The 17,034-nt window shown below is 56.7% G+C and carries 18 protein-coding genes; 9 read left to right on the top strand and 9 right to left on the bottom strand.

Annotated features, from left to right (window positions below):
* Positions 1–54: 54 nt before the first annotated feature.
* The 7 genes from glmU to phoU all read left to right on the top strand — a co-directional run bounded on the left by glmU (position 55) and on the right by phoU (position 8,219).
* Positions 55–1,425, top strand: coding sequence for a bifunctional UDP-N-acetylglucosamine diphosphorylase/glucosamine-1-phosphate N-acetyltransferase GlmU (gene glmU, locus EV102420_RS15785; RefSeq protein ID WP_042393500.1), 1,371 nt, complete (start codon positions 55–57; stop codon positions 1,423–1,425).
* Positions 1,426–1,617: 192 nt separating this feature from the next.
* Complete coding sequence (gene glmS / locus EV102420_RS15780) at positions 1,618–3,447, top strand: glutamine--fructose-6-phosphate transaminase (isomerizing) (RefSeq protein WP_042393498.1); 1,830 nt, start codon at positions 1,618–1,620, stop codon at positions 3,445–3,447.
* A 198-nt stretch (positions 3,448–3,645) separates the two neighbouring features.
* On the top strand, positions 3,646–4,686 hold the full coding sequence (pstS, locus tag EV102420_RS15775; protein ID WP_042393495.1) for a phosphate ABC transporter substrate-binding protein PstS: 1,041 nt from the start codon (positions 3,646–3,648) through the stop codon (positions 4,684–4,686).
* 126 nt (positions 4,687–4,812) lie between these two features.
* On the top strand, positions 4,813–5,772 hold the full coding sequence (gene pstC, locus EV102420_RS15770) for a phosphate ABC transporter permease PstC (RefSeq protein WP_042393492.1): 960 nt from the start codon (positions 4,813–4,815) through the stop codon (positions 5,770–5,772).
* On the top strand, positions 5,772–6,659 hold the full coding sequence (gene pstA, locus EV102420_RS15765; RefSeq protein WP_042393489.1) for a phosphate ABC transporter permease PstA: 888 nt from the start codon (positions 5,772–5,774) through the stop codon (positions 6,657–6,659). The genes pstC and pstA overlap by 1 nt, the downstream gene beginning before the upstream one ends.
* A gap of 47 nt (positions 6,660–6,706) precedes the next feature.
* The gene (gene pstB / locus EV102420_RS15760; RefSeq protein ID WP_042393488.1) at positions 6,707–7,480 is read left to right on the top strand and encodes a phosphate ABC transporter ATP-binding protein PstB; all 774 of its coding nucleotides are present in this window, start codon (positions 6,707–6,709) and stop codon (positions 7,478–7,480) included.
* Positions 7,481–7,493: 13 nt separating this feature from the next.
* A complete protein-coding gene (gene phoU, locus EV102420_RS15755; RefSeq protein ID WP_042393573.1) occupies positions 7,494–8,219 on the top strand; it encodes a phosphate signaling complex protein PhoU in 726 nt (241 codons plus the stop codon).
* A gap of 92 nt (positions 8,220–8,311) precedes the next feature.
* Here the strand turns inward: phoU and yieH are convergent, their stop codons facing one another.
* A complete protein-coding gene (gene yieH / locus EV102420_RS15750) occupies positions 8,312–8,980 on the bottom strand; it encodes a 6-phosphogluconate phosphatase (protein WP_042393486.1) in 669 nt (222 codons plus the stop codon).
* A 169-nt stretch (positions 8,981–9,149) separates the two neighbouring features.
* Here yieH and EV102420_RS15745 point away from each other — a divergent pair, with 169 nt between their 5' ends.
* Complete coding sequence (locus EV102420_RS15745) at positions 9,150–10,487, top strand: NCS2 family permease (protein WP_042393484.1); 1,338 nt, start codon at positions 9,150–9,152, stop codon at positions 10,485–10,487.
* Between the two features lie 44 nt (positions 10,488–10,531).
* On the opposite strand, the gene EV102420_RS15740 is transcribed toward EV102420_RS15745, so the two are convergent.
* Both EV102420_RS15740 and EV102420_RS15735 read right to left on the bottom strand, forming a co-directional pair.
* Positions 10,532–11,098, bottom strand: coding sequence for an NADPH-dependent FMN reductase (locus EV102420_RS15740; protein ID WP_042393482.1), 567 nt, complete (start codon positions 11,096–11,098; stop codon positions 10,532–10,534).
* A 34-nt stretch (positions 11,099–11,132) separates the two neighbouring features.
* Positions 11,133–11,858 carry a 4'-phosphopantetheinyl transferase family protein gene (locus EV102420_RS15735; protein WP_042393480.1) on the bottom strand — a complete coding sequence of 242 codons (726 nt, stop codon included), beginning with the start codon at positions 11,856–11,858 and terminating at the stop codon, positions 11,133–11,135.
* Between the two features lie 271 nt (positions 11,859–12,129).
* Here EV102420_RS15735 and EV102420_RS15730 point away from each other — a divergent pair, with 271 nt between their 5' ends.
* Positions 12,130–12,552 (top strand): hypothetical protein, encoded by a 423-nt coding sequence (locus EV102420_RS15730; RefSeq protein ID WP_042393478.1) that lies wholly within the window; start codon positions 12,130–12,132, stop codon positions 12,550–12,552.
* A gap of 107 nt (positions 12,553–12,659) precedes the next feature.
* On the opposite strand, the gene mnmE is transcribed toward EV102420_RS15730, so the two are convergent.
* The 6 genes from mnmE to EV102420_RS22980 form a co-directional block, all read right to left on the bottom strand.
* On the bottom strand, positions 12,660–14,024 hold the full coding sequence (mnmE, locus tag EV102420_RS15725) for a tRNA uridine-5-carboxymethylaminomethyl(34) synthesis GTPase MnmE (protein ID WP_042393570.1): 1,365 nt from the start codon (positions 14,022–14,024) through the stop codon (positions 12,660–12,662).
* A gap of 69 nt (positions 14,025–14,093) precedes the next feature.
* A complete protein-coding gene (gene yidC, locus EV102420_RS15720; protein WP_042393475.1) occupies positions 14,094–15,740 on the bottom strand; it encodes a membrane protein insertase YidC in 1,647 nt (548 codons plus the stop codon).
* Between the two features lie 2 nt (positions 15,741–15,742).
* Positions 15,743–16,000 (bottom strand): membrane protein insertion efficiency factor YidD, encoded by a 258-nt coding sequence (gene yidD, locus EV102420_RS21555; protein ID WP_015966614.1) that lies wholly within the window; start codon positions 15,998–16,000, stop codon positions 15,743–15,745.
* Positions 15,964–16,323 (bottom strand): ribonuclease P protein component, encoded by a 360-nt coding sequence (gene rnpA / locus EV102420_RS15715; RefSeq protein WP_042393473.1) that lies wholly within the window; start codon positions 16,321–16,323, stop codon positions 15,964–15,966. Before rnpA ends, yidD begins: the two co-directional genes overlap by 37 nt.
* A 15-nt stretch (positions 16,324–16,338) precedes the next feature.
* Positions 16,339–16,479: a 50S ribosomal protein L34 gene (gene rpmH, locus EV102420_RS21550; RefSeq protein ID WP_003849659.1), complete on the bottom strand. Its 141-nt coding sequence runs from the start codon at positions 16,477–16,479 to the stop codon at positions 16,339–16,341.
* A gap of 228 nt (positions 16,480–16,707) precedes the next feature.
* A complete protein-coding gene (locus tag EV102420_RS22980) occupies positions 16,708–16,788 on the bottom strand; it encodes a hypothetical protein (RefSeq protein WP_419721326.1) in 81 nt (26 codons plus the stop codon).
* Positions 16,789–17,034: the final 246 nt, after the last annotated feature.

Genomic DNA, 17,034 nt, shown 5'->3' with positions numbered 1-17,034 from the left:
TATTTTCAACAGTAAACGGTAAAAATTCTTCTTCAAACTAGAGTCAGGACGCGTATGTTGAACAGTAGCATGAGCGTGGTGATCCTTGCCGCTGGCAAGGGAACCCGTATGTATTCGGATCTTCCTAAAGTGCTTCATACTCTCGCCGGGAAAGCGATGGTACAGCATGTCATTGATGCCGCGAATAATCTCGGCGCACGTCACGTTCACCTGGTCTACGGCCACGGCGGCGATCTGCTTAAACAGACGCTGCGTTACGACAACCTGAACTGGGTGCTGCAGGCGGAACAGCTGGGTACGGGCCATGCTATGCAGCAGGCTGCCCCTGGTTTTGCCGACGATGAAGATATCCTGATGCTCTACGGTGACGTACCGCTGATCTCCGTTGAGACACTGCAGCGCCTGCGTGATGCCAAGCCGCAGGGCGGCATTGGGCTGCTCACCGTGAATCTTGACGATCCCACCGGCTATGGCCGTATCACCCGTCAAGACGGGAAGGTAACCGGCATCGTTGAGCATAAAGATGCGACCCCTGAACAGCATAAAATTCAGGAGATCAACACGGGCATCCTGATTGCCAACGGTGCGGATCTGAAGCGCTGGCTGAGCAAGCTCACCAACGACAACGCGCAGGGCGAGTACTACATTACCGATATTATCGAGCTGGCCTACCTCGAAGGGCGTGAGATCGCCGCGGTGCATCCGCAGCGTCTGAGCGAAGTTGAGGGTGTGAACAATCGCCTGCAGCTTTCTCGTCTGGAGCGCGTCTATCAGTCCGAGCAGGCAGAAAAACTGCTACTGGCAGGCGTCATGCTGCGCGATCCGGCACGTTTTGACCTGCGCGGTACGCTGAGCCACGGTCGAGATATCGAGATCGATACCAACGTTATTCTGGAAGGCAACGTCACGCTGGGCAGCCGGGTCAAAATCGGCACGGGCTGCGTGATCAAAAACAGCGTTATCGGTGACGACTGCGAAATCAGTCCCTACAGCGTGGTAGAAGATGCCACTCTTGAAGCGGCCTGCACCATCGGTCCGTTTGCCCGTCTGCGCCCTGGCGCAGAGCTGCTGGCTGGCGCGCACGTCGGTAACTTCGTCGAGATGAAAAAGGCGCGGTTGGGCAAAGGCTCGAAGGCGGGACATCTGACCTACCTGGGCGACGCGGAGATTGGCGACAACGTTAACATCGGTGCAGGGACGATTACCTGTAACTATGACGGTGCCAACAAGCATAAAACCATTATCGGCGACGACGTCTTTGTCGGCTCTGATTCGCAGTTTATCGCTCCGGTGAGCGTGGCCAGCGGCGTTACCATTGCGGCGGGTACCACGGTGACCCGTGACGTTGCCGAGGACGAACTGGTGATCAGCCGAGTGAAACAGACCCATATCAAGGGCTGGAAGCGTCCGGTCAAGAAGAAGTAAATCATTTTGTAGGCCGGGCAGGCGCTAGCGTCGTCCGGCATACAGGGATGAGGAGGTCAATATAGATCTCCCGCCCACCAGCAGTAGCTATAAATATAACCCCACTCTCTACAAGGCTCGGGGCGCCCGGAAAACGGGTAACGCAGGTTGACCGACAACGCATGGCTTACGCCATAATCAGGAAATCTAACTATGTGTGGAATTGTTGGCGCAGTTGCGCAGCGTGATATTGCTGAAATCCTTCTCGAAGGCTTACGTCGTCTCGAATACCGTGGCTATGACTCTGCCGGTCTGGCAGTAGTCGACAGTGAAGGGCATATGACCCGCCTGCGTCGTCTCGGTAAAGTCCAGATGCTCTCTCAGACAGCCGAAGAGCATCCGCTGCATGGCGGAACCGGTATTGCCCATACCCGTTGGGCAACGCACGGGGAACCGTCTGAAGGCAACGCTCACCCGCATGTTTCTGAACATATCGTGGTGGTGCATAACGGCATTATTGAGAACCACGAGCCGCTGCGCGAAGAGTTAAGATCGCGCGGCTATGAATTTGTCTCCGAAACCGATACCGAAGTGATCGCTCACCTGGTGCACTGGGAGCTGGCAAAAGGCGGTTCGCTGCGCGATGCCGTTCTGCGCGCTATCCCGCAGCTGCGTGGCGCATACGGTACGGTTATCATGGATACCCGCGACCCTGACACGTTGCTGGCCGCTCGCTCCGGTAGCCCGCTGGTTATCGGTCTTGGCATGGGCGAAAACTTCATCGCCTCTGACCAGCTGGCCCTGCTGCCGGTCACCCGTCGCTTTATCTTCCTCGAAGAGGGTGATATTGCGGAAGTGACCCGCCGTAGCGTCGTGGTATTCGATCGTTCAGGCCACGAAGTGAAGCGCCCGGACATCGAATCTAATCTGCAATATGACGCTGGCGATAAAGGTATCTACCGCCACTACATGCAGAAAGAGATCTACGAGCAGCCAAATGCCATTAAAAACACCCTGACCGGGCGTATCAGCCACGGCGAGATCGATCTCAGCGAGCTGGGCGAGAAAGCCAACGAGATGCTCTCTCAGGTTGAGCATATCCAGATCATCGCCTGCGGCACCTCCTACAACTCCGGCATGGTGTCACGCTACTGGTTTGAATCGCTGGCCGGTATCCCGTGCGATGTGGAAATCGCCTCTGAGTTCCGCTACCGCAAATCCGCCGTGCGTCGCAACAGCCTGATGATCACCCTCTCCCAATCCGGTGAGACGGCGGATACCCTGGCCGCGCTGCGCCTCTCCAAAGAGCTGGGCTACCTCGGTTCGCTGGCGATCTGTAACGTGCCTGGCTCCTCGCTGGTGCGTGAATCCGATCTGGCGCTGATGACCAACGCTGGCACCGAGATCGGCGTGGCGTCTACCAAAGCCTTCACCACCCAGCTCACCGTGCTGTTGATGCTGGTGGCGAAGCTGAGCCGCCTGAAGGGTCTGGACGCCTCTATCGAGCAGGATATCGTGCATGGCCTGCAGGCACTGCCGAACCGTATCGAGCAGATGCTCTCCCAGGACAAACGCATTGAAGCGCTGGCAGAGGACTTCTCTGAGAAGCACCACGCCCTGTTCCTTGGCCGTGGCGATCAGTACCCTATCGCGCTGGAAGGCGCGCTGAAGCTGAAAGAGATCTCTTACATTCATGCGGAAGCCTACGCCGCAGGCGAGCTGAAACACGGCCCGCTGGCGCTGATTGATGCCGATATGCCGGTTATCGTTGTGGCACCTAACAATGAGCTGCTAGAAAAACTGAAGTCCAACATCGAAGAAGTTCGCGCCCGTAGCGGCGTGCTCTATGTCTTCGCCGGTCAGGACGCCGGTTTCACCAGCAGCGATAACATGCACATTATCGAGCTGCCGCACGTGGAAGAGGTGATTGCGCCGATCTTCTACACCGTGCCGCTGCAGCTGCTGGCCTACCATGTCGCGCTGATCAAAGGCACCGACGTTGACCAGCCGCGTAACCTCGCGAAGTCTGTCACCGTAGAGTAATCTTCCTCTTACGTCCCGTCGCTCGCGGCGGGACGTCTCCCCATGTTGTGCTATTTTTAAACAATCCATAGACCATTTTCGGTCAAATAAGCGCCTGTCATAAAAATGTCATAATACGTACATTTAACTGTCACCTGGTTGTCCTATTTTGCATATCGTAGAAACCAAACAATGATTTACCATCCCCCAGGAGACATTATGAAAGTCATGCGTACCACTGTCGCTACTGTTGTCGCCGCGACCTTATCCCTGAGCGCTTTCGCTGTTAACGCAGCGGCAAGCCTGACCGGCGCGGGTGCAACCTTCCCAGCGCCAGTGTATGCCAAATGGGCGGATACCTATCAGAAAGCAACCGGTAGCAAAGTAAACTACCAGGGTATCGGCTCCTCCGGCGGCGTGAAGCAGATCACTGCGAACACCGTGGATTTTGGCGCGTCTGACGCTCCGCTGTCTGATGAGAAACTGAATCAGGAAGGCCTGTTCCAGTTCCCGACCGTTATCGGTGGCGTGGTGCTGGCGGTTAACCTGCCGGGCGTGAAATCCGGTGAGCTGGTGCTGGACGGTAAAACGCTGGGTGACATCTACCTGGGCAAAATCAAAAAATGGGATGACGAAGCGATCGCTAAGCTCAACCCAGGCATGAAGCTGCCTTCACAGAATATCGCCGTAGTACGTCGCGCTGACGGCTCCGGTACCTCCTTCGTCTTCACCAGCTACCTGGCGAAAGTAAACGAAGAGTGGAAATCAAAAATTGGTTCTGGCTCTACCGTGAACTGGCCGACCGGTCTGGGCGGTAAAGGTAACGACGGTATCGCCGCGTTCGTACAGCGTCTGCCGGGCTCTATCGGCTACGTAGAGTACGCTTACGCTAAGCAGAACAACCTGGCCTATACCAAGCTGGTTTCTGCCGATGGCAAACCGGTTTCTCCGACCGAAGAGAGCTTCTCTAACGCCGCGAAAGGCGTGGACTGGAGCAAAACCTTCGCTCAGGACCTGACTAACCAGAAGGGTGACAACGCGTGGCCGATCACCTCCACCACCTTCATCCTGATCCACAAAGAGCAGAAGAAACCAGAGCAGGGCGCCGAAGTGCTGAAGTTCTTTGACTGGGCATACAAAGACGGTGCGAAACAGGCTAACGAGCTGGATTACGCCACCCTGCCGGACAGCGTGGTTGAGCAGGTTCGTGCTGCATGGAAAACGAATGTGAAAGACAGCAGCGGTAAAGCGCTGTACTAACAGGATCTTTTTGACGAAGATGGCGGGTGGCGTAGGCTTCCCGCCCTACGGATAAAAACTGTAGGCCCGGTAAGCGTTCGCGCCACCGGGCAAATTCGTAAGACGTACATAACAGAAGAGTAATTTATGGCTGCAACCAAGCCTGCTTTTAACCCACCGGGTAAACAAGGTGACATGATCTTCGGCGCGCTGGTCAAACTGGCTGCGCTGATTGTGCTATTGCTGCTCGGCGGCATTATCGTCTCCCTGATTGTTTCCTCCTGGCCAAGCATCCAGAAATTTGGTTTCTCCTTCCTGTGGACCAAAGAGTGGGACGCCCCGAACGATATCTACGGCGCGCTGGTGCCGATCTACGGTACGCTGGTGACCTCCTTTATCGCGCTGCTGATCGCCGTTCCGGTGAGTTTCGGTATCGCGCTGTTCCTGACGGAGTTGGCTCCCGGCTGGCTGAAGCGTCCGCTGGGTATCGCCATTGAGCTGCTCGCTGCTATCCCCAGTATCGTTTACGGCATGTGGGGGCTGTTTATCTTCGCTCCGCTGTTTGCCACCTATTTCCAGGAGCCGGTGGGCAACGTGCTCTCTGCCATTCCGTTTGTGGGCGCGCTCTTCTCCGGCCCGGCGTTTGGTATCGGTATCCTCGCGGCGGGTATTATCCTCGCCATTATGATCATTCCGTACATCGCCTCGGTGATGCGCGACGTGTTTGAACAAACCCCAGTGATGATGAAAGAGTCGGCCTACGGCATCGGCTGCACCACCTGGGAGGTGATCTGGCGCATCGTCCTGCCGTTCACCAAAAACGGCGTCATCGGCGGGGTCATGCTTGGCTTGGGCCGCGCGCTGGGTGAAACCATGGCGGTGACCTTTATCATCGGTAACACCTACCAGCTCGACAGCGCCTCGCTCTATATGCCGGGCAACAGCATCACCTCCGCGCTGGCTAACGAATTTGCTGAAGCGGAATCCGGGCTGCACGTCGCCGCGCTGATGGAGCTGGGCCTGATCCTGTTTGTGATCACCTTCATCGTACTGGCGATCTCGAAAGTGATGATCCTGCGTCTGGCGAAAAACGAGGGGGCACGCTAATGGCTACGCTCGAAATGCAAACCACGACGGAGCTGGCCGAGTCGCGCCGTAAGATGCAGGCGCGTCGCCGCATGAAAAACCGTCTTGCGCTAACGCTGTCGATGGCAACCATGGCATTCGGCCTCTTCTGGCTGATCTGGATCCTCTTCTCTACCGTAACGCGCGGTATCGATGGGATGTCGCTAGCGCTGTTCACCGAGATGACGCCGCCGCCGAACACTGCAGGCGGTGGGCTAGCAAACGCCCTGGCGGGCAGCGGCCTGCTGATCCTCTGGGCGACGGTGTTTGGTACGCCGCTCGGCATTATGGCGGGTATTTACCTTGCAGAGTACGGGCGTAAATCCTGGCTGGCAGAGGTGATCCGCTTCATTAACGATATTCTGCTCTCCGCCCCGTCTATCGTGGTGGGCCTGTTTGTCTACACCATCGTGGTGGCGCAGATGGAGCACTTCTCCGGCTGGGCAGGCGTGATTGCGCTGGCGCTGCTGCAGGTGCCGATTGTTATCCGCACCACTGAGAACATGCTGAAGCTGGTTCCGGACAGCCTGCGTGAAGCTGCCTACGCGCTGGGCACGCCGAAATGGAAGATGATCTCCGCGATTACGCTGAAGGCCTCTATCTCCGGCATCCTGACCGGCATCCTGCTGGCGGTTGCCCGTATTGCTGGCGAAACTGCGCCGCTGCTCTTCACCTCCCTCTCCAATCAGTTCTGGAGCACGGACATGATGCAGCCTATCGCCAACCTGCCGGTCACCATCTTTAAATTTGCCATGAGCCCGTTTGCCGAGTGGCAACAGCTAGCCTGGGCTGGCGTATTGATCATTACCCTGTGCGTGCTGCTGCTGAACATCCTGGCGCGCGTCATCTTCGCCAAGAAGAACGGTTAAAATTTTGCGGCGTGGCCCCGGCCGCGCCCGATTGAGGAAAAGAGTAAATGAGTATGGCTGACACCACCTCCGGCAAGATTCATGTTCGTGATTTGAACTTCTACTACGGGAAGTTCCACGCGCTGAAAAACATCAACCTGGATATCGCCAAGAATCAGGTAACGGCGTTTATCGGCCCGTCAGGCTGCGGTAAATCCACCCTGCTGCGCACCTTTAACAAAATGTACTCTCTCTACCCGGAGCAGCGCGCCGAAGGTGAAATTCTGCTGGATGGCGAGAACATTCTCACCCACAGCCAGGATATCGCCCTGCTGCGTGCTAAAGTCGGGATGGTCTTCCAGAAGCCGACGCCGTTCCCGATGTCTATCTATGACAACATCGCTTTCGGCGTGCGCCTGTTTGAGAAACTCTCCCGCACCGATATGGACGAGCGCGTGCAGTGGGCGTTGACCAAGGCCGCATTGTGGAATGAAACCAAAGATAAACTGCACCAGAGCGGGTACTCTCTCTCCGGTGGTCAGCAGCAGCGTCTATGCATTGCGCGTGGTATTGCCATTCGCCCGGAAGTGCTGCTGCTGGATGAGCCCTGTTCAGCCCTCGACCCTATCTCTACCGGGCGTATTGAAGAGCTGATCACCGAGCTGAAGCAGGATTACACCGTCGTGATCGTGACCCACAACATGCAGCAGGCTGCACGTTGCTCCGACCATACGGCCTTTATGTACCTGGGCGAGTTGATTGAATTCAGCAACACGGACGATCTGTTCACCAAGCCCGCGAAGAAACAAACAGAAGACTATATCACCGGCCGTTATGGTTGATCGGGAGAGCACCGTGGATAACTTAAACCTTAATAAACATATCTCCGGCCAGTTTAACGCTGAGCTAGAGAGCATTCGCACCCAAGTGATGACCATGGGTGGGATGGTAGAGCAGCAGCTCTCTGACGCGATCACCGCCATGCATAACCAGGACAGCGAGCTGGCCAAGCGCGTTGTTGCCGGTGACCATCAGGTCAACATGATGGAAGTGGCGATCGACGAGGCCTGCGTGCGTATTATCGCCAAGCGCCAGCCGACGGCAAGCGACCTGCGTCTGGTAATGGCGATCATCAAAACCATCGCCGAGCTGGAGCGCATCGGTGACGTGGCGGACAAAATCTGCCGCACCGCGCTGGAGAAGTTCTCCCAGCAGCACCAGCCGCTGCTGGTGAGCCTGGAGTCGCTGGGCCGCCATACCGTGCAGATGCTGCACGACGTACTGGATGCCTTTGCGCGCATGGATCTTGATGAAGCGGTGCGTATCTACCGTGAAGACAAGAAGGTAGATCAGGAGTACGAAGGTATCGTGCGCCAGCTGATGACTTACATGATGGAAGATTCACGTACCATCCCAAGCGTGCTGACCGCGCTGTTCTGCGCCCGCTCTATCGAGCGTATCGGCGACCGCTGCCAGAACATCTGCGAATACATCTTCTACTTCGTGAAGGGTCAGGATTTCCGCCACGTGGGCGGCGACGAGCTGGACAAACTGCTCGCCGGAAAAGATCCGAAAGAGTAACCTGCTTTGTCGCCTCTGTAGCTTTTGTAGGCCCGGTAAGCCTGCGCTACCGGGCAATTCGCCGGATGGCGCTAACGCTTATCCGGCCTACGTTATTTCCGAGTCACTTCCCACCCACGCGCTTTCCACAATTCCGGCAGCTGCGATAACTCGGTGAAGGTGGTCACTTTCGGGTGATCGATCGGCTTGTTGTGCGGATCGGCGCAGAAATAGAACACCTCCATTCCGGCATCAATCCCCGACTGCGCGCCTGCCGCAGAGTCATCCACCAGAATGCATTTTCTTGGATCCACGTCCAGCGCGCTGGCGGCATGGAACATCAGGGCCGGATCCGGCTTCCAGCGCTGAATATCGTAGCCGCTGAACAGCAGATCGGGGAAATAGTGCAGCATCCCGAGCTTGCCAAGCGAGTGGTGCATTTTGCTCACCGGACCGTTTGACACCACGCACATCGGCACGCTGACGGATGCCAGCAGCGCATCTGCCCCGGCAATCATCTCCAGCTCGGCATCGAACAGGCGTGCGACCTCGGCGCGGTAGATCGGCTCCAGCTCTGCTTTTTCCAGGTTCACGCCGTGCTCGGCGTTAATAATGTCAATAATTTCGTAGAGCTTAACGCCTTTAAAGCGCTTAAAAATCTCCGCCAGATCGAGCGTAATACCAAACTGCGCGAACATATGCACGTAAGCGCGGGAACAGATCACCTCGCTGTCGACCAGCGTGCCATCACAGTCGAAAAAAATCGCTTCTATTTGGGACATGCCGTTTCCTGTTTTATTACAAGTTTAACGTTTACTTGCGGCAGATTCCTCCGCGCAATCGATGCCGTATAAGCAAACGCAATGAAAAAAAGTGTGTGATAACCGTCAATATTGTCGCATTTTGGTATAGGATAGCGACGAATTTTCCTTCCCTGTTCGGAAATAGATAATGAGCCAACAACACACTACCCAGGCCGCGGGCCAGGGGTTGCTCGACCGCGTGTTTAAACTGCGCGAGCATGGCACCACGGCACGCACCGAGGTGATCGCCGGTTTTACCACTTTCCTGACGATGGTGTATATCGTCTTTGTTAACCCACAGATTCTGGGTGTTGCTGGCATGGATACCAGCGCGGTATTCGTTACCACCTGTCTGATTGCCGCCTTTGGCAGTATCCTGATGGGGCTATTCGCTAACCTGCCGGTAGCGCTTGCGCCCGCGATGGGTTTGAACGCCTTCTTCGCCTTTGTGGTCGTTGGCGCAATGGGCCTGCCGTGGCAGGTGGGTATGGGCGCTATATTCTGGGGCGCTATCGGCCTGCTGCTGCTGACTATCTTCCGCGTCCGCTACTGGATGATTGCTAACATCCCGATGAGCCTGCGCGTCGGCATCACCAGCGGTATCGGCCTGTTCATCGGCATGATGGGTCTGAAAAACGCTGGCGTGATCGTGGCGAACCCGGAGACGCTGGTGACTATCGGCAATCTCACCTCCCACAGCGTGCTGCTGGGCGTGCTGGGCTTCTTTATCATCGCCATTCTGGCCTCGCGTAACGTCCATGCGGCGGTGCTGGTTTCTATCGTGGTGACCACCCTGCTGGGCTGGTGGCTGGGCGATGTGCACTACAGCGGGATTGTCTCTAAGCCGCCGAGCGTAACCAGCGTTGTCGGCCACGTTGATCTCGCAGGCTCGTTTAACCTTGGCCTCGCAGGCGTGATCTTCTCGTTTATGCTGGTTAACCTGTTCGACTCTTCCGGGACGCTGATTGGCGTCACTGATAAGGCCGGTCTGGCCGATGAGAAGGGTAAGTTCCCGCGAATGAAGCAGGCCCTGTTTGTTGACAGCGTCTCCTCCGTAGCTGGCTCCTTTATCGGCACCTCTTCGGTCACCGCTTATATCGAGTCCTCTTCCGGCGTCTCCGTCGGCGGGCGCACTGGCCTCACCGCTGTAGTGGTAGGCGTGCTGTTCCTGCTGGTGATTTTCCTGTCGCCGCTGGCCGGGATGGTTCCGCCGTATGCCGCAGCGGGTGCGCTGATCTACGTTGGCGTTCTGATGACGTCCAGCCTCTCCCGCGTGAAGTGGGACGATCTGACCGAAGCCGTGCCGGCGTTTATTACTGCTGTCATGATGCCGTTCAGCTTCTCGATTACCGAAGGCATTGCGCTGGGCTTTATCTCCTACTGCATCATGAAGATCGGGACCGGACGCTTCCGCGACCTTAGCTCGTGCGTGATCATTGTTGCGCTGCTGTTTGTGCTGAAGATTGTATTTATCGACGCGCATTAACCGCTAAAAACTGGCCCGGCAGCTTTCGCGCTGCCGGGCTTTTTTTATGCCCTGACTTTCTTGATGTAATCACCAAACGCCGTCAGCTGGCCGGTCAGATGGTCCAGCGTGCTCTGATCGATAACCTCGCCCGTCTGCGGATCCACCTTGTTCTGGATCACCCCGCCCATAAACTCCGGCTTGTTCATCACCATCGCGTCGAGAAACACCAGGATCTGTCGCAGATGATACTGGCAGCGCGCGCCGCCGATAGCACCCATTGAGCTGGTCTGGATCAGCACCGGCTTACCGGCCAGCGGCTGCGCAGGCAGACGTGACAGCCAGTCGATGGCGTTCTTCAGGCCGCCCGGTACGGAGTAGTTGTATTCCGGCGTGACAATCACCACGCCATCGGCATTGCGGATCTGCTCGGCAATGGCCTCAACGCTCTGCGGGAAACCCTCTTCCTGCTGGATATCGGCATCGTACAGCGGGATATCGGCGATGGTTGGCAGGGGCGCAACCGTCATGCCCTCCGGCGCGATTTTCGGCAGCGTACGGGCCACCATCGCATTGAATGAGCCTTTACGCAGGCTGCCAAGTAACGTAACGACGTGCAGTGAGTCAGACATCTTTACTCCTTACCGGTAAGTGTAGTGAAGCGAGTTACGCAGGCAGGCTGGTAAAACGCATCAGGCGGGTGGCGGGATTGTTCGCTCGGGTTTGAATATCTGACAGGCCGCGCCACCCCCGCTTAGTATCAAACTCCCAAATCTTCAGGCTTTCAATGGCGGGCGAAACCGCCACGGACCAGATTAGCACGTCCTCCGCGTCGCAGAGCACCTCAATCGGTGCAGGCTGCGCTGCCCGCAGCTTGCCGGAGCCTGGCAGCAGCTGCAGAAAGCCTGGCGTGTCCTGAGTCTGCCCGGCCATCTTCAGCACGCTCTGCCGCAGGGTCACGATCTGCGACTGGGCCTCGTTGGGATCGCTCTGGTTATTGATCCACAGCCTTTCGTTGCTGGAGAAAACCGGCTGCTCTTGGGCGTGAGGGCTGTGAAAGCCGCGCGTCGCTCGCTGCAACGCCATATTCAGACCGCACAGGCCGTTAGTGGCGATGGCAACGCCGACCATGTTTCCGACATAGGCCAATGAAAAATGGGGCAGGCTGCGATCGGCAAAGACCGGGCGGCCATTGGACTGGATGATGATTTCAGGCAGCTCGCTTAACCCGTAGAGCATAAATACCAGCTCGGCGAGCAGGGCGCGGGAGGCTAGGTAGCGGTTGCGGTGGTGTTCCGGCAGCGTCCGAGCCCGATCGTGACAGGACGAGGGCAGGCGGACGGAAACCAGCTGTCCATCGGTAAGGATCCCTCTTGCAAAATGTGTCGCCATTTTTCACTCCATGATAATGGTTAAGCCTGCTCGCAACGGTAGAAGCAGTATGTCGTATTGTGTGCAGGTTTTAACACGGATAAAAGGGGGTAAAAAGCACTCTGCGGGACTTTTACAATTCGGGGGAATTCTTGGCGGTTTGTTGCCCGGCGGCGCTCCGCTTGCACGGGCCTACGGTCTGGCGCTAACTTGCCGATACTGTGTTTATCTATCTATGATCCGAGGCTCATGAAAACCTTCGTATTCAGGGATGAAGGGGGAACATTACCGTATGCGTAAATCATTTAAAGTGCTTGGTAGTGTAATTATTGTTGCTGCCGCAGCACTGACCTATGCTTGGCCTTATATGGCAATGGAGTTCGCCGGGAGCGCACACTATACCGAGCAGAATAAACGGGAGTATGAATTTTACACACCCGATCTTTTAAAAAAAATGCCACGGATTTCGCCCCGTTATGACTTCGACTTTGTCAATATCACCGGTCCGGCATCACATGTATATGCTGTCAGATACTACGGTACTGACGATTCGAAGCAGATCGAAACTTATCTGAACGCCATGGGCTACCAAAAGCAGAGGAGCTGCCATATTGAGGCAGTGTGCTGGCGAAGCGCGGATCCGCAAGAGACAGTGACCGTAAGCACGCTGGACAGCCCTAAGGCGCTATTAGTCTCGGTTATCTATAACTACTAATCTATTTACCCCGCCCTTTTGTTGCCCGGCGGCGCTACGCTTGCCGGGCCTACGGTCTGACAGGTTTGGTAGGCCGGGCAAGCGGAGCGCCGCCCGGCGTTTCAGGCTTACTTCCCAATACAGAAGCTTGAGAAGATCCGTCCCAGCAGGTCGTCGGAGGTAAACTCGCCGGTGATCTCGCTCAGGCTCTGCTGAGCCAGGCGTAGCTCTTCCGCTAACAGCTCGCCTGCCCACGCGCCGAGCAGTTGCGCTTTGCCCTGTTGTAGATGCTCTGCGGCCAGCTCCAGCGCCTGCAGATGGCGACGGCGGGCCAGGAAGCCACCCTCCATTTGCGTATCAAAGCCCATGCTCTGCTTGAGATGGTTACGCAGCACGTCAATGCCTTCGCCAGTATAGGCGGAGAGGCGAACAAGTGAGTGACCATTCACCTCGCTGATGCCCAGCGTCTCGCCCGTCAGATCGGCTTTATTGCGCACCACGGTAATCGGCAGCTTCGCGGGCAGGCGGGCGATAAAGTCCGGCCAGATATCTGCCGGGTCGACAGCGTCGGTGGTGGTACCATCGACCATAAACAGCACCCGGTCGGCCTGCTCGATCTCCTGCCAGGCGCGCTCAATCCCGATGCGCTCGACCTCGTCGCTGGCATCGCGCAGCCCGGCGGTATCGATGATATGCAGCGGCATACCGTCGATATGGATATGCTCGCGCAGCACGTCACGGGTGGTGCCGGCAATATCGGTCACGATAGCCGCCTCGCGCCCGGCCAGGGCGTTCAGCAGGCTCGATTTCCCGGCGTTCGGGCGACCGGCGATGACCACCTTCATCCCTTCACGCAGCAGGCTACCCTGGCGCGCTTCCGCCCGTACGGCATCGAGATCGGCCATCACGCCATTAAGCTGCGCTTCGATTTTACCGTCGGAGAGGAAGTCGATCTCCTCATCAGGAAAATCAATCGCAGCCTCTACGTAGATACGCAGGTGAGTAAGTGCTTCCACCAGATGGTTAACGCGGGCGGAGAAGGCCCCCTGAAGCGAGTTCAGCGCCGAGCGTGCAGCCTGTTCCGAGCTGGCGTCGATCAGGTCGGCAATCGCTTCGGCTTGGGCCAGGTCCAGCTTGTCGTTAAGAAACGCGCGCTCGGAAAACTCGCCGGGCCGAGCGATGCGCAGGCCGGGCAGGGTCAGGATGCGCTTTAACAGCAGGTCGAGGATCACCGGCCCGCCGTGCCCCTGCAGCTCCAGCACGTCTTCACCGGTAAAGGAGTTCGGGCCGGGGAACCACAGGGCGATGCCCTGATCCAGCGCCGTGCCGTCCGCGTCGTTAAACGGCAGGTAGTCGGCGTAGCGCGGTTTCGGCAGCTTGCCCAGCACGGCCTGTGCGACTTCGCGGGCCTTGTGACCAGAGATACGCAGAATGCCCACACCACCGCGTCCCGGTGGGGTTGCCTGGGCGACGATAGTGTCGTTATGGCTCATGATAGTTTTCCGAAATCTCAAAATAAAAAAGGCGGTCATTTGACCGCCTTGTCTAAAGAATGAAGCGTATTAGGAGCTTTTCTTCTCGCGGCTATGCAGGCCACGCTTCTCCAGACCGCGGTAGATCAGCTGCTGCTGCAGAATGGTCACCAGGTTGCTGACGATATAGTACAGCACCAGACCAGACGGGAACCACAGGAAGAAGACCGTAAAGATGACCGGCATAAAGGTCATGATCTTCTGCTGCATCGGGTCGGTCACGGTGGTCGGCGACATCTTCTGGATGAAGAACATCGTCACGCCCATCAGGATCGGCAGGATGTAGTACGGGTCCTGTGCAGACAGGTCATGGATCCACAGGGCGAACGGCGCATGGCGCAGCTCAATGGAGCCCATCAGCATGTAGTACAGCGCAAGGAAGATAGGCATCTGGATAACCAGCGGTAAGCAGCCGCCCAGCGGGTTAACCTTCTCAGCTTTATACAGGGCCATCATCTCCTGGCTCTGACGCTGTTTATCATCGCCCAGACGCTCACGCATCGCCGCAATCTTCGGCTGCAGCATACGCATCTTCGCCATGGAGGTGTACTGCGCTTTGGTCAGCGGGTACATGATGCCACGAACGATAAAGGTGATGATGATGATTGAGAAGCCCCAGTTACCCAGGAAGCTGTGGATCCACTTCAGCAGCTTGAACAGCGGCTGAGAGATAAACCACAGCCAGCCGTAGTCCACGGTCAGGTCCAGATGCGGCGCAACGGCAGCCATCTTGTCCTGAATTTCCGGGCCGACCCACAGGGTGCTGGTCAGCGCGGCGGTCTGGCCAGGCTGTACCAGTACCGGTGCAGATTTGTAGCCGATAGCGGCCACGCCGTTGCCCAGGTTGCTGGTGTAGAAGTTGTTCGCAACGTCGCTGCGCGGGATCCATGCGGTGGCAAAGTACTGCTGCAGCATGGCGACCCAGCCGCCGTTAGAGGTCACGTTCAGGTTCTCGTTGTCGGCGATCGTATCGAATTTGTATTTTTCGTACTTCTCGTCCGGCGTAGAGTAGGCCGCACCGCGGAAGGTATGCAGCGCAAAGTTGCTGCTGCCGGTGTCGCGATGGGCTGGCAGATTGATGGATTGCTTCAGCTGGCCGAAGGTCGCGATCTCCAGCGGCTTCGCGCTGCTGTTCGCCACGTTGTAGCCCACGTTCACCGCATACTCACCGCGTTTCAGGGTAAAGGTTTTGGTGAAGGTGTTGCCTGCAGCGTCGGTGTAGGTCAGCGGGATCGCCAGTTCGTTCTGACCCTCGGCCATCACAAAGGTATCGCTGTTAACGTTATACAGCGGACGCGCGCCGTTTGCCGGGTTATCCGGGCCGTCACGACCAGTCAGGCCGCTCTGTGCCTGATAGATGAACTCAGGCGTGGTTTCCAGCAGCTGGAACGGCTCGGTAGACTTCAGCTCTTTCGGGTAGCCCAACAGCAGCGCCTGCTCAACATCACCACCACGGGTGTTGATGACAAGCTCCAGCACGTCGGTCTTAACGGTAATGAGTTTCCCCTGGCCACTGGCCGGTACGCCCTGGTCTGCGGCACTACCCGCTGCGGTGGTCGTAGTCTGCGTGGTCTGCTGCGTCTGAGGCTGAGGATTTTTATCCTGCTCCCAGGCTTGCCAGATCATGAAAGACACGAACAACAAAGCGATGACAAAAAGATTGCGTTGCGAATCCATCGTTAGTGTTCTCTGGTATTAAAAGGTCCTGGCGGGACGGGGTCGTCGCCACCCGGGTGTAAAGGGTGGCATTTTAATACGCGTTTCACCGTCAACCAACTGCCTTTTATCACCCCGAACCTGCGCAATGCCTCAATTCCATATTGCGAACAGGTCGGTGTGAAACGACAGTGCGGCCCAAGCAGCGGACTGATCAGGCGCTGATATACCCGAATGAGGGCTATCAGGAGCCGTGAGCCAGGCGACAGTGGCGGCGCCATAGTTTTTCCAACGCTTCCGTGAGAGCACGGTTATCGAGGTCAGCAACCCCCTTCTTCGCCACCACCACGAAATCCATTGCTGGCAGTTCATGCTGGCGTAAGCGGAAGCTTTCACGCGTCAGACGTTTGATCCGGTTGCGTTCATGCGCACGCTTAACATTTTTCTTGGCGACGGTAAGACCGATGCGGGGATGCCCCAGCGAATTCAGGCGGCCGAGGATGGTGATTTGCGGCGTGCCAGCCCGTTGTGGCTGCTGGAAGACGAATGTGAAATGATTGGGAGTTAACAAGCGTAACTCCCTGGGAAATGCGAGCTTAACCACGCAGGGTTAGCTTTATTACTTGGAAACGGTCAGACGAGAGCGGCCTTTAGCACGACGACGTGCCAGAACCTGACGACCATTTTTAGTAGCCATACGAGCACGGAAGCCGTGAGAACGGTTGCGCTTCAGTACAGACGGTTGAAAAGTGCGTTTCATGGCGATTTCTACCTAAACTTGAATGAATTCACTGAATTTCGCGTCGGTCCGCTGGGCAGTGCCAACGTCTTACGCCTCAGTGTTGATGATTAAAGAGGCCGGATTGTAATAATTGTACACTCCGGAGTCAATTCTCTTTCCTTATATACCGCCTAAATTCCGCAGTTTTTGCCTGAAAAGTAGCCGGGGCCGACGCAAGAAATCGAGCAGCGCGCGCCGGGTGGAGGATTATACGACCTGAGGGCCAAAGCGCAAGGATCCTCCAGGATCTTCAATAGATCGTTTCGCTAAATTTTTATCGATCCTCATTAATTTTTCCAATATGCGGCCTAAATCGTGCCGCACCGGCACCAGGATCGTTTACACTTAGCCGATTCGGATCGTCCTGTGGATAAATCGTGAAGAATCTGTGAGAAACAGAAGATCTCTTCGGCGGTTTACGTTATGATCCGCGGTCCCGATCCTGCATCACGGATCCGGATCGGGGCAAAAAACCGCAAATAGCGGTTCGCACGTCACCCTTCAGGGGTCTTTTCGACGTGTGTCTACAATCAT

Source organism: Pseudescherichia vulneris NBRC 102420 (assembly GCF_000759795.1).
Taxonomy (GTDB): domain Bacteria; phylum Pseudomonadota; class Gammaproteobacteria; order Enterobacterales; family Enterobacteriaceae; genus Pseudescherichia; species Pseudescherichia vulneris.
The sequence above is the reverse complement of the archived record's forward strand: the minus strand, read 5'-3'. Positions and strand labels throughout refer to the sequence as shown.

Coding starts and splice junctions, on each gene's coding strand:
- pstS (WP_042393495.1), top strand. CDS start 3,646: ATGAAAGTCATGCGTACCACTGTCGCTACTGTTGTCGCCGCGACCTTA.
- glmS (WP_042393498.1), top strand. CDS start 1,618: ATGTGTGGAATTGTTGGCGCAGTTGCGCAGCGTGATATTGCTGAAATC.
- yieH (WP_042393486.1), bottom strand. CDS start 8,980: ATGTCCCAAATAGAAGCGATTTTTTTCGACTGTGATGGCACGCTGGTC.
- EV102420_RS15730 (WP_042393478.1), top strand. CDS start 12,130: ATGCGTAAATCATTTAAAGTGCTTGGTAGTGTAATTATTGTTGCTGCC.
- EV102420_RS22980 (WP_419721326.1), bottom strand. CDS start 16,788: ATGAGGATCGATAAAAATTTAGCGAAACGATCTATTGAAGATCCTGGA.
- yidD (WP_015966614.1), bottom strand. CDS start 16,000: ATGGCGCCGCCACTGTCGCCTGGCTCACGGCTCCTGATAGCCCTCATT.
- EV102420_RS15740 (WP_042393482.1), bottom strand. CDS start 11,098: ATGTCTGACTCACTGCACGTCGTTACGTTACTTGGCAGCCTGCGTAAA.
- pstA (WP_042393489.1), top strand. CDS start 5,772: ATGGCTACGCTCGAAATGCAAACCACGACGGAGCTGGCCGAGTCGCGC.
- yidC (WP_042393475.1), bottom strand. CDS start 15,740: ATGGATTCGCAACGCAATCTTTTTGTCATCGCTTTGTTGTTCGTGTCT.
- EV102420_RS15735 (WP_042393480.1), bottom strand. CDS start 11,858: ATGGCGACACATTTTGCAAGAGGGATCCTTACCGATGGACAGCTGGTT.
- glmU (WP_042393500.1), top strand. CDS start 55: ATGTTGAACAGTAGCATGAGCGTGGTGATCCTTGCCGCTGGCAAGGGA.
- EV102420_RS15745 (WP_042393484.1), top strand. CDS start 9,150: ATGAGCCAACAACACACTACCCAGGCCGCGGGCCAGGGGTTGCTCGAC.
- rpmH (WP_003849659.1), bottom strand. CDS start 16,479: ATGAAACGCACTTTTCAACCGTCTGTACTGAAGCGCAACCGTTCTCAC.
- pstC (WP_042393492.1), top strand. CDS start 4,813: ATGGCTGCAACCAAGCCTGCTTTTAACCCACCGGGTAAACAAGGTGAC.
- mnmE (WP_042393570.1), bottom strand. CDS start 14,024: ATGAGCCATAACGACACTATCGTCGCCCAGGCAACCCCACCGGGACGC.
- pstB (WP_042393488.1), top strand. CDS start 6,707: ATGAGTATGGCTGACACCACCTCCGGCAAGATTCATGTTCGTGATTTG.